Genomic DNA, 10965 nt, shown 5'->3' with positions numbered 1-10965 from the left:
GCGAAGGAGTTGAGCACCAACAGGCTTTCTGCTTCGGTTTTTTGCTGTATCTCTTCAGCCGTCAGTTCTTTCTCTACAACCTCTATGTGGTATTTTTTGGCCAGAAAGAGCAGGGCTTCATAGTAGGATAAATGCTCCTGTTCCATGATAAAAGTAACCGCATTACCTCCTTTGCCACAACCAAAACATTTGAAAATTCCTTTTGACGGAGATACCGTAAACGATGGGGTTTTTTCATTGTGAAATGGACATAACCCGATATAATTGACCCCTCTTTTTTTTAGGCTGACAAAATCCTGAACGACATCGACAATATTGGCAACATCAAATATTTTTTCTACTGTAGCGTGATCAATCATTTTAAAGACTCTTAAAAATACTGTATATCAGGATTATAGACCCATGGTTACTTTTTTGCTAAATTAGCAATTTAGCTTCAACTATTGGTTTATTATGGTTATTTTTTTACCTGCCGGAAGAGAAAACTGTCATATTGAGAGCAATAAAATGAAAGTTTTTCATTAAATTTCATCACGAAAAAAAATTCATTCAGGCTATAAAAGTATCGAAAAAACCTTAAACTATGAAAAAACTGGTAGTATTAACGGGTTCAGGAATAAGTGCTGAAAGCGGTTTTAAAACTTTCCGAGAATCCAATGGTTTATGGGAGAATTATGAGGTGAACAAAGTTGCCACCCCCGAAGGATGGTCAGAAAACCAGGAACTGGTATTGGATTTTTATAACCAGCTAAGAAAAAAATTGCAGGAAGCTGAACCCAATGAGGGGCACAAAGGGCTGGTCGAACTGGAAAAATATTTTGAGGTGCAAATTATTACCCAGAATATTGATAACCTGCACGAGCGGGCCGGGAGCAAGCATGTTCTGCACTTGCATGGAGAACTAATGAAAGCAAGAAGTACGGTTGATGAACAATTGGTTTACGATATTAATGGCTGGGAATTAAAACTGGGCGATAAGTGTGAAAAAGGTTCCCAACTTCGTCCTCATATCGTCTGGTTTGGAGAAGCTGTCCCCAACATGATCCAGGCTATCCGGATCACACAGGGAGCCGATATTTTTGCAATCATCGGTACTTCCTTGGTGGTTTATCCTGCAGCAGGCCTGTTGGATTATGTACCCCTGAAAATTCCGATTTTTCTTGTAGATCCCAATGATGTGGAAATTCCTTTGCACAGGAATATTACATTAATTCATGAAAAAGCCGGCAAGGGAGTGCAAACCCTTATGCAAAAAATTATTAATTTGCCGCTCAATAAAAGTTGATGCTTTTGGCAAATGAATAGGGGATGGTTAATTGTGGTTTTTATTTTGCTTCCGCTGTCGATGCAGGCCCAGCGCTTTAAGGGGGGTATTATTGCCGGAATCAGTGCCAGTCAGGTTGACGGGGACAATTACAGCGGGTACAACAAAGCCGGTTTTATTTTCGGGGGATTTGTGAATACAAAAGTCAGTGAGAAATCAGGGTTGCAGCTCGAATTAAAATATATAGGCAAAGGCAGCCATAAACCTTCCACAATATCCGACCCGGCGGAATATAAGATGAGGTTGCATTATGTTGAGCTTCCCCTGAAATTTTTCTTTGAGTTTAATCATAAATTCAAATTTGACGGGGGCCCGGCTGTAGCTTATTTGATCAGTCACAATGAGGAAGATGAAAACGGGGCCATTCAGCCCGAAAAGGATTTCCATCATTTCGAATTAAGTGTGAATGCCGGAATGGGATATACGATAACAAAAAGAATTGATGCCCATATAGGGTATTCTTATTCCATTTTCCCCATCCGGGGATTACCTACTAATTATACCCGGAAGAGGTACAATGGCCAGTACAACAATCTCTTTACTTTAACAGTCTATTATCGAATTGGTCGCGATTAATTATTAAAATGAGCCATGGTCAAACATAAAATCATAGTCGGCATAACCGGTGCAAGCGGAGCTATATATGCCCGAAATTTGCTTGAACAGTTGGGAAAGTTTTCTGATCAACTGGAAGAGGTAAGCGTCATTTTTTCAGAAAATGCAAAAAAGGTATGGAGCTACGAATTGGATAGCGATTCCAGTCAATCATTGCCTTTCCCTGTATATGAGAATACTGATTTTTTCGCCCCTATGGCTTCCGGTTCTGCCCGTTTTGATGCAATGATAATTTGTCCCTGCAGTATGGGCACATTGGGAAAAATTGCCCATGGAATTGCCGATAATCTGATTGTGCGCAGTGCCGATGTGATGCTTAAAGAAAGAAGAAAACTGATCCTGGTCCCCCGCGAATGTCCCTATAACCTGATTCATCTGGAGAATATGAAATCCATTACCCTTGCCGGAGGGATTATTGCACCTGCAAATCCTTCTTTTTACAGCAAACCCGGATCAATTGATGAATTGGTTGATACCGTGACCCACAGGGTTTTGGAATTGGCCGGTTTCAGCCTTGAGACTTATCGCTGGAAGAGTTAGCATATTTTTGAACCGGGGATTATTATTTATAAACAACGGCAACTGTCCCACTATATTCAGCGGGTTTGTTCCCCTCAGAACTGATTTTTATATAGTACATATAAACCCCTTCTTTTGCCAGTTCTCCGCCCTTAATTCGCCCGTTCCATCCTTCCAGCGGATTGGTGGTTTCAAAAATTTTCCCGCCATAACGGTTGTAAATGGTCATGATATATTTTTCGGGCAGGAAGGTCAGAAATGGCTTAAACTCATTATTGGGCGGGTCTGCATTGGGGATGATGGCATTGGGTACCCTGGCCAATGGTTTAACATAGATGCAGACTTCGTTTGACTTGCTTTCCATGTGGCCGTATTTTGTGCTGTCGCCCTCAACTGCCACAATATAGTAGCAGAAATGATCGGAAATATTTTTATTTTTCAGGAAGGCCAGATCGTCTGAATATTCGGTCATCATTGAGTCAGTTGACCCGATAAAGGCAGGTTGTGCATTCCCGATCTGCCTGTAAATGTTGTAACTGGCCACTCCCCCCCGCCAGTCTATGTATTTATTCCATGAAAGGTTATTGGTGAATTGTTCATTTTCAACTTTCAGTAAAACGTTACTGGCAAGGTTTGAACTGGCTTCAATATTCTGACAGGTATTGAGGGCAACCAGTTTGTATTTTAACTTTTGCCCGGATGCGATATAATCGGTATACTGCAGGGTATGGGCGGTAAAATTGACCGTATCGGCCAGCACCTCATAACTTCCGGAGTTTAGGTCTGCTTTAAAAATCTCATAATGAGTAAGCTGACTTGATGGATCAATGTTAAAGGTCAAATCGACCTGGTTGTTTGACAGCATAGTGGCGTTGGCATCAATGAATTGCGGCGCCCTGGGCATAGCCGTATATTTGCGGACAATGTTTGAAGTGGAAGAACTCACGCCGTCATTTCGAACGGCTTCAATATAAAAATCATATTGGGTGTTTTCTTTGATATTCTCAACAGTATGAGCAATGGCGGTATTTACCAGATTAGAAACCAGTAGTTTATACGTATTGCTGCCACTATCCGCATACCAGATGTTGTAGCTTTTAATTTTTGAACTCCAGCCATAAGGCTGGTTCCAGTTTAAGGTGATTTGATTTTTGCAGGAATCATATTTCTCCTGAAGATAGATAGTTTCAAATGAACCCGTTGCCTCGCTGGGATTGTATCTTTTTGAACTGGTATCAACAGCAATAATGTTGAACCTCATGGCCTGTTTGCATACAGCGTCCTTGCTATCAAGATAAACGGTATTTGCAGTGGAGTCTATTTTTACCGAACCTTTCCCGGTATCGAAAGGCAGCCTGTCTGCGAGGACGACATAATAAGATACATTGGCACTGGTGCTTTTACCCCAAGTAATAACAGTCCGGCACATAGAATCCACACTTACTGAAATCAGGGTAGGGGGTTGAGGAGCCTGTGCTTTAAGTGGAAATGTCAGCAATGATGCCAAAAACGAAAGGATAAGGAAACATCCCTTAAAATCTAAGGTTGATGAAACGATTTTTTCCGAACTTTTTGTATCGTCAGGCATTGTTGTATCTAAAAACTGTTTTTAAAACGTAAAAGTTGCCATTATATTTTGCCGGCTACAACCTCAACCAGGCTGTCTTTATCCAGATAATTCACCGCAAGTTGCTGTAATTGTTCAGGACTGATGTTTTTTACGGTCTGGATGACATTTTCGTAGTAATCCGGATTCAATCCATATTCGAGAATCGATCGAAAACTCTCTGAATTGGAAAACGGCCCGTCAAACATCCGGAGAATATCCCCCAGGAGATAATTTTTTACCAGGTTTAGTTCTTCGGAAGAGATTTTTTCATATTGCAATTTTTCAATTTCCTTATAAATTTCAGAGATAGCCGGGAAGGTATATTTATTCCCAATTTCCGAGACAATTAACCAGAATCCTGAGTTTTTCAGAGAAATGAGCAGGGAGCTGATTCCGTAGGTATAGCCTTTTTCTTCCCGGATATTTTTCATTAACCTTGAACCGAAATAGCCGCCAATGACAGTATTTAAAACCTGCATTCCGATAAAATCAGGGTGTGTGCGGTTAAAAAGTACTTTACCTATTCTGATGGCCGATTGTACTGCATCTTTTTTCTCAATACAATATTGACCGGGTTGTCCGCCATCAAATTTAATATTGGGGAATTGAATCGCCTTGTTCGAGCACCAGCTTTTGGAGCCGAAATGGGCATCAAGTGACTTAAAAACTGTTTCATCTGCTTTACCCGATGCAATAATCTTGCAGTTTTCTGCACAATAAAATGTACGGTGGAAGTCGGCAAGATGTCCGGTTGTCACATGGTCGAAATCTTCAGAAACGATATAACGGCCATAGGGATTGCTTTTCCCAAATAAAGATTGGGAAAACTTGAATTTTGCAAGGTTTTGCACTTTTGCTGCATCAATCAGGAACTGTTGTTTCCTTTTGTGTAATAAAATCTGAAGTTCATTTTCCAGGAAAGCCGGGTATTTTATTATTTCTTCCACGAGGCAAAGTGTTTCTTCCAGGTGTTTGTTGAGGCTTATGATGCTGATTGAGGCAAAGTCCAGATCAATATTGTTCTGGTAGAAGGAGCCCAGGAAGTCGAATTTTTCTGCTATCTCCCGGGACGTATAATGCAGGGTCCCTTCATTAAGCATAGCATTGGTAAAATATGCAATAAGCGGGGCAGGTTCAAACCAGTTGCCGGCCTGAAAGATGAAATCGATCTTAACCACATCCTGTTCGCCAGCATTGATGATATATACAGGGACTTCGTTTTCCAGGCGTGATTCCTGAGCTTTGGCAATATCTATTTTCTCAATAGTCTTATAATCCGGTGGAATCAGACGATCCATAATTTTTTATTTTTTCGATAAGTAATAGAGCGTAGAGCAATTGGATAATTGAAATATTTTCCGGGCAACAGTTCTGATATCTTCTTTTTGAACAGCCCGGTAATGGTCGATTTCTTCATTGATTTTTTCGGCACCTCCCAACAGTTCCTGGTATGCCAGCAGCATAGCCTTGTTTAAGGCATTGATTTGAGAAAGTACCTGTGAGGATTCAACCCTGTTTTTCACTTTTCCCAATTCATAATCGCTGACAAGGTCACCGGTGATTTTTTCCAGTTCCTGTTCTATTGCTGTTTCGGCCTTTTCTATACTCACCCCTTTCATGATTTTCCCCTTGATATAGAATAATCCATTGTCTATATCTGCAGTGATGTATGCATCGATCTCACTGAAGAGTTTTTGCTCTTTGATAAGCGACTGATAAAGCCGGGAAGAATTCCCATTTGCAAGGATATCCGAAATCAGGTCGGTAGCGTAAAAGTCGGGATCGTTTCTTTTGCAGGTGTGATAAGCTTTATAAATGGCATCGAAGGGAACGTCCCGTTCTACGGTCAAACTGCGTGCCTCTGTTTGCCTGGGCTCTTCCGGTAAATTACGCCTGGGTGTGGGGCGGTGCTCTATGGGCAGAAACCATTTTTTGCTCAACCTGAGAAGTTCGTCGGGCTCAACATTGCCTGAAACCGAAAGGATGGCATTGTTGGGCGCATAAAATTTAAAGAAGAAATCTTTCACATCATTCAGGGAAGCATTTTGTATATGTTCCATTTTTTTCCCTATGGTTGGCCAGCGGTAAGGATGAACTTTATAAACCATAGGCCTGAGCAAAAGCCACACATCCCCATAAGGCTGGTTCAGATATCTTTGCTTAAATTCTTCCATGACCACATTCCGTTGAACCTCCAGGTTTTTTTCCGAGAAGGCCAGGCTCAGCATGCGGTCGGATTCGAGCCAGAAACCGGTTTCAATATTTTCTTTAGGTACTACCAGATAATAATTGGTGATATCCGTGGTGGTGAATGCATTATTTTCGCCTCCGGCAAGTTGCAAAGGCTCATCATACGAAGGGATATTCTGAGATCCTCCAAACATCAGGTGTTCAAAGAGGTGCGCAAACCCCGTTTTCTCCGGTTCCTCGTCTTTCGACCCCACATCATAGAGAATATTCATGGCAACCAACGGAGTAGTCTTATCCGGGTTGACGATTATTCTCAGTCCATTTTCAAGTGTGAATTTTTTGATATCAATCATATCTGCCGGTTTGGTTAAACTATGTAACCTGTTTTACTGCAAAGTTTTAATTAAAATTAAATCCCTTTTACCTTATTGATAAAAACGTTATTTTTGTATAAAGAAAACAAATTGAAGGGAAATTAGCAAATAAAACATCTTGCCACACAATGTGTTTTGACGTTGTTCCTCCCGCCTTATGATGAATATTTGCATTTATTTATTTTGAACCTGTTGATGGGAATAGTTTTAACCCGAACTAATAATGACTATCAATAAAAAAAGTTATTTAAAAAAATACAATTGGGAAGGTAAAACAATCCTTGTTGTTGAAGACGACGAGGCAAGTTATATCTTTTTACGGGAGTTATTGAGCGGTACCCGGGCAAAAATAGTGATGGCCCAAGATGGGCGTCAAGCTATGAAATATTGTCAGGATGAGCAACCTGACCTGGTGCTGCTGGATATCAAAATACCTTTTATCAATGGCTTTGATGTCCTTAAAAAATTGAAGAAGAAATATCCACAATTGCCGGTAATAGCGCAAACTGCGTTTAGTTCCGTAGAATATGAACAGCAATGTATTGAGGCAGGTTTCGACAGGTATTTATCCAAGCCTTTGCAAGGAGATTTGTTGCTGAAAACGCTCCATTCCATTTTATTCCCGTAATGCAAGGTTATTCAGGTGTTTTTGATTTCGAATTATGAAATTCTTTTGGCAATTAATTTTATTTCAGGCTTTAAAAAATTAATTTTGTGGCGAAATTCTGCTAATATTTAAATTTATTAATAATGAAGCGAGACGACAAAATATTTGAATTAATTGAAAAAGAGCATCAGCGGCAATTGAAAGGCATAGAACTGATTGCTTCCGAAAATTTTGTTAGTGATCAGGTGATGGAAGCCATGGGATCGTATCTAACCAATAAATATGCGGAAGGTTTACCCGGTAAACGTTATTATGGCGGTTGCCAGGTTGTTGATGAAGTTGAGCAGCTGGCTATTGACCGTGCCAAAAAGCTTTTTCATGCCGAATGGGCCAATGTACAGCCTCATTCAGGGGCTCAGGCTAATGCTTCTGTGATGTTTGCCATCTTGAAGCCGGGGGATACCATTTTGGGACTGGATCTTTCCCACGGAGGTCACTTGACTCATGGCTCGCCGGTTAATTATTCAGGTGTTTTGTATCACGCAGTAGCTTATGGAGTAAATGAAGAAACCGGAAGAGTGGATTATGACATGATGGAAAAAGTTGCTCTTCAGGAAAAGCCGAAATTAATTATAGGAGGGGCTTCTGCTTATTCCCGCGACTGGGATTATAAGCGTATGCGTGAGATTGCCGACAAGGTGGGTGCTATTTTGATGGCTGATATTTCGCATCCTGCCGGTTTGATTGCCACCGGTTTGTTGAATCCTCCTTTTCCCTATTGCCATATTGTTACCACCACCACCCATAAGACATTACGTGGCCCGCGTGGGGGCATGATTCTGGTTGGTAAGGATTTTGAGAATCCCTGGGGTATCAAAACCCCCAAAGGCCAGCTCAAGACCATGTCGGCTTTGCTTGATTCAGCTGTTTTCCCGGGTATTCAGGGCGGCCCACTGGAGCATGTGATTGCTGCCAAGGCGGTGGCTTTTGGCGAAGACCTTAGCGATAGTTACAAGAGCTATATGCAACAGGTAAAGAAGAATGCTGCTGTGATGGCTAAAGCATTTATGGATAAAGGTTATAAAGTGATCTCGGGCGGGACTGATAACCACTGCATGTTGATTGACCTTAGAACGAAATTCCCTGATATTACAGGAAAGATGGCCGAGAACACATTGGTAAAAGCGGATATTACCCTAAATAAAAATATGGTTCCCTTTGATTCCCGTTCCCCATTTCAAACTTCAGGAATCAGGGTTGGTACTCCTGCCATTACTACCAGGGGGATTAAAGAAGACCTGATTGTTACCATAGTTGATTTTATTGATGAAATACTGACCAATATTGATGATGAAAAAGTCATCAATCGGGTGCGTGCCCAGGTGAATAAAATGATGGAAAATCTTCCGTTGTTTGCCTATTAGCATTCATCAAAAGACTGTCCAAAAAAAATTTTATTTTCGTCAGTCTTAAAGGAATACAAAAACGAAGAGGGTGTCTGATACTTTTTAGACACCCTCTTCGTTTTTTCTTTTTTTTATTTTTCCTATTGCTGGCTGAAATGGAAATGGTAAGTAATAGTACCTTTCTGGAAAGCCGGAGCATTGTTCTTGACATCAAATTTGGAGAGAAGGGCGGCTTCTTTGGCAGCGCGCAGCAATGCGGCATCCAGTGTGGTTGATCCTTTTTTCCCGGGGTCGGCATAAGTAACGTGTCCGGTACGGTCAACCGTTACTTCAACAACAACTTTCCCTTCACTGTGTGAGGGATAGGAGGGTGAAGGCAAATGCAAAGGATTACGCCCGGACAAATTATAAGAGACAGTTCCTCCTCCATTTCCACTACCGCCTCCAACCCGGTTTTTTGAGTTAATGGAGCCATCAGGACGACCCTGATTGCCGTTTCCGTATGTTACTCCTTCTCCTCCCGTATAGCTGGTATTGGGATTCCGTCCGGTATATAATGCCTTCATATTGACTTTTTCAACTGGGGCACCTGTTGATGTCGGATTTCCCACTGCCTTTACTTCCGTGGTTTTGGTGATTTTCTTAAGATTGTTATTCGTCTTTCTCGATAGGACAGGAGCATCTTCGTAATCCTGTGTCATCAGTTTTTCTTTAGGTTGTGGCTGAACTGGTTGTGCTTCTCCCCGGGGTTGTACAACAGCATCACCCATAGCCGGTTCTTCAGGGCCCAAACCGTTTTCATCTGTCCCGAAATTTATCTCTATCCCTTCTACTTTCGGCATTTCAATAGGTTTGGAAACATACGAGAACATGAAAAACATTAACACTGCCGCGTGAAAAACTATGGTTCCAAATATCCCGTTTTTATGTTGAAGTAAATTGCCGTTATCCATGATTAAAATTTTCCCTTTATAAGTAAAATTTAAACATTTTACCATCAAGGATTATGCAAAAATAGAATTTTTCTCTTTCTTTTTTTAAGAATTTTTTCAGGGTTCTGTTTCTTTCTTTTTCCCAAGTATTTTATTCCAGTATCTGTTCATCAGATCGTCCCAGCTCTTGAATTCCTCCCGGTAAGTGATGCCCACGCCCTGTGTATAGGGGGAAACTTCGTAGATAAACTGATCGTTGGTCCGGTTGAAACCTTTTAACTTAAGTTTCCCGTTTTTATTCAGTTTGAAATCTATATCGAAATCACCTGCTATATTGTTGGTTTTGGTCGCCAGTTTATTATTTCCGCCAACACCGAAGTTCCCGTTTATGCTGATTCTATCGTTAAGCAACTGGGTAGAAAGTGCAACCCCCATCTGTTCACTGGTGATCTGGTCACCAGGACGGTAGTTTAAACCAATATCCACGTCTTTGCTCATCTGAGATAGCCAATGGCTGAGCTGATTGGTTAAAAATTCAAAAGAGGTAACGCCCAGGCCTGCTTTGGTCAGGTAAGAACTTGTTTCGCTTGTCCCTGAATTTACCTGAACTTTATTGGGATCCGGCAAAAATGTATTGACCACCAGCAATGACATGAATTGCCTGCTCATTTCTTCATCCGTATTAATAGCGTTTTTAACCAGGGTACGGGTCTCCTGTGAGACTGTCGGCATCAGTATATCAAACTTCAGTGCCGGGTTCATCAATTTGTCGTTAAGGGAAAGCTGGCAATCGATAGGAATCCTTTTTTTATAATCCTCGCCTGCATCAACCAGCAATTCATATAAGGAGGCATTAAGCTTATATACAGCCTTAAGGTTTACCGTAGCATCAGTTGGCCTGCCGTTCCAGATAATTGTACCCCCGCTTTCAAGGTCAAATTTCTTGTTGATGATATTGCCCAGGGTAAACAAATAGTTCCCTTTCTCAATGACATATTCCCCAAACATATTAAATTTCCCATGGGTGTCAATATCCAGTTTGATGTTCCCGTTTCCGTTTCCCCAGATTATATCTCCAATTTTAGAATCGAAAATTAATTTAACCTGGGTGTTGGGCCTTATATCAAGATCGAAATTTAATTTTATTCCTGTCATATCGACCTGATATTGGTTTGCGGCAGGAGCCACAGAAACAGTATCTGTTTTTTTACTTTTGAAGGTAATAAAACGGTTTTCCGTAATATCTGAGCTCGATGACAGGGGGATATTTATCTCCGAATGTTCATCAGTGCGGGCAGTGACATTGATGGCTAAATTTTTAATATTTCCTTCCAGGCTCACAATCCCGCTCGCAAAAGTTTTTCCGTAGAATGTATTATTGTCTTTTTC

At 41.1% G+C, this 10965-nt stretch carries 11 protein-coding genes; 5 read left to right on the top strand and 6 right to left on the bottom strand.

Annotated features, from left to right (window positions below):
* Nucleotides 1-359: CHC2 zinc finger domain-containing protein (locus tag Q8907_07525; protein ID MDP4274112.1), on the bottom strand; the 359-nt coding region annotated here is incomplete at its 3' end.
* A gap of 224 nt (nucleotides 360-583) precedes the next feature.
* Between Q8907_07525 and Q8907_07520 the strand changes: the two genes are divergently transcribed.
* From Q8907_07520 to Q8907_07510, 3 genes are read left to right on the top strand one after another with little or no spacing between them, the layout of a single operon-like run.
* Nucleotides 584-1285, top strand: a complete 702-nt coding sequence (locus Q8907_07520) for a Sir2 family NAD-dependent protein deacetylase (protein ID MDP4274111.1) — start codon at nucleotides 584-586, stop codon at nucleotides 1283-1285.
* A 12-nt stretch (nucleotides 1286-1297) separates the two neighbouring features.
* Nucleotides 1298-1900 (top strand): porin family protein, encoded by a 603-nt coding sequence (locus Q8907_07515; protein MDP4274110.1) that lies wholly within the window; start codon nucleotides 1298-1300, stop codon nucleotides 1898-1900.
* A 15-nt stretch (nucleotides 1901-1915) separates the two neighbouring features.
* Nucleotides 1916-2479: a UbiX family flavin prenyltransferase gene (locus tag Q8907_07510; GenBank protein ID MDP4274109.1), complete on the top strand. Its 564-nt coding sequence runs from the start codon at nucleotides 1916-1918 to the stop codon at nucleotides 2477-2479.
* Between the two features lie 22 nt (nucleotides 2480-2501).
* On the opposite strand, the gene Q8907_07505 is transcribed toward Q8907_07510, so the two are convergent.
* The 3 genes from Q8907_07505 to Q8907_07495 are packed head-to-tail and all read right to left on the bottom strand — an operon-like array spanning nucleotide 2502 to nucleotide 6610.
* Complete coding sequence (locus Q8907_07505) at nucleotides 2502-4046, bottom strand: gliding motility-associated C-terminal domain-containing protein (protein MDP4274108.1); 1545 nt, start codon at nucleotides 4044-4046, stop codon at nucleotides 2502-2504.
* A gap of 41 nt (nucleotides 4047-4087) precedes the next feature.
* Nucleotides 4088-5365 carry a pitrilysin family protein gene (locus Q8907_07500; protein MDP4274107.1) on the bottom strand — a complete coding sequence of 426 codons (1278 nt, stop codon included), beginning with the start codon at nucleotides 5363-5365 and terminating at the stop codon, nucleotides 4088-4090.
* Between the two features lie 6 nt (nucleotides 5366-5371).
* Complete coding sequence (locus tag Q8907_07495; protein MDP4274106.1) at nucleotides 5372-6610, bottom strand: pitrilysin family protein; 1239 nt, start codon at nucleotides 6608-6610, stop codon at nucleotides 5372-5374.
* 244 nt (nucleotides 6611-6854) lie between these two features.
* Between Q8907_07495 and Q8907_07490 the strand changes: the two genes are divergently transcribed.
* The gene (locus tag Q8907_07490) at nucleotides 6855-7259 is read left to right on the top strand and encodes a response regulator (protein MDP4274105.1); all 405 of its coding nucleotides are present in this window, start codon (nucleotides 6855-6857) and stop codon (nucleotides 7257-7259) included.
* A gap of 122 nt (nucleotides 7260-7381) precedes the next feature.
* On the top strand, nucleotides 7382-8662 hold the full coding sequence (gene glyA / locus Q8907_07485; GenBank protein ID MDP4274104.1) for a serine hydroxymethyltransferase: 1281 nt from the start codon (nucleotides 7382-7384) through the stop codon (nucleotides 8660-8662).
* Nucleotides 8663-8784: 122 nt separating this feature from the next.
* On the opposite strand, the gene Q8907_07480 is transcribed toward glyA, so the two are convergent.
* Together Q8907_07480 and Q8907_07475 are read right to left on the bottom strand one after the other, a co-directional pair.
* Entirely contained in the window at nucleotides 8785-9597 is an 813-nt protein-coding gene (locus Q8907_07480) for a hypothetical protein (protein ID MDP4274103.1), read from the bottom strand.
* Between the two features lie 96 nt (nucleotides 9598-9693).
* Nucleotides 9694-10965 (bottom strand): translocation/assembly module TamB domain-containing protein (locus tag Q8907_07475; GenBank protein MDP4274102.1); only part of this gene is annotated, 1272 nt, incomplete at its 5' end.

This window comes from Bacteroidota bacterium, assembly GCA_030706565.1.
GTDB lineage: Bacteria > Bacteroidota > Bacteroidia > Bacteroidales > JAUZOH01 > JAUZOH01.
The sequence above is the reverse complement of the archived record's forward strand: the minus strand, read 5'-3'. Positions and strand labels throughout refer to the sequence as shown.

Excerpts from the sequence above, each read along its gene's own strand:
- Q8907_07520 (MDP4274111.1), top strand. The coding sequence starts at position 584 with ATGAAAAAACTGGTAGTATTAACGGGTTCAGGAATAAGTGCTGAAAGC.
- Q8907_07515 (MDP4274110.1), top strand. The coding sequence starts at position 1,298 with ATGAATAGGGGATGGTTAATTGTGGTTTTTATTTTGCTTCCGCTGTCG.
- Q8907_07510 (MDP4274109.1), top strand. The coding sequence starts at position 1,916 with ATGGTCAAACATAAAATCATAGTCGGCATAACCGGTGCAAGCGGAGCT.
- Q8907_07505 (MDP4274108.1), bottom strand. The coding sequence starts at position 4,046 with ATGCCTGACGATACAAAAAGTTCGGAAAAAATCGTTTCATCAACCTTA.
- Q8907_07500 (MDP4274107.1), bottom strand. The coding sequence starts at position 5,365 with ATGGATCGTCTGATTCCACCGGATTATAAGACTATTGAGAAAATAGAT.
- Q8907_07495 (MDP4274106.1), bottom strand. The coding sequence starts at position 6,610 with ATGATTGATATCAAAAAATTCACACTTGAAAATGGACTGAGAATAATC.
- Q8907_07490 (MDP4274105.1), top strand. The coding sequence starts at position 6,855 with ATGACTATCAATAAAAAAAGTTATTTAAAAAAATACAATTGGGAAGGT.
- glyA (MDP4274104.1), top strand. The coding sequence starts at position 7,382 with ATGAAGCGAGACGACAAAATATTTGAATTAATTGAAAAAGAGCATCAG.
- Q8907_07480 (MDP4274103.1), bottom strand. The coding sequence starts at position 9,597 with ATGGATAACGGCAATTTACTTCAACATAAAAACGGGATATTTGGAACC.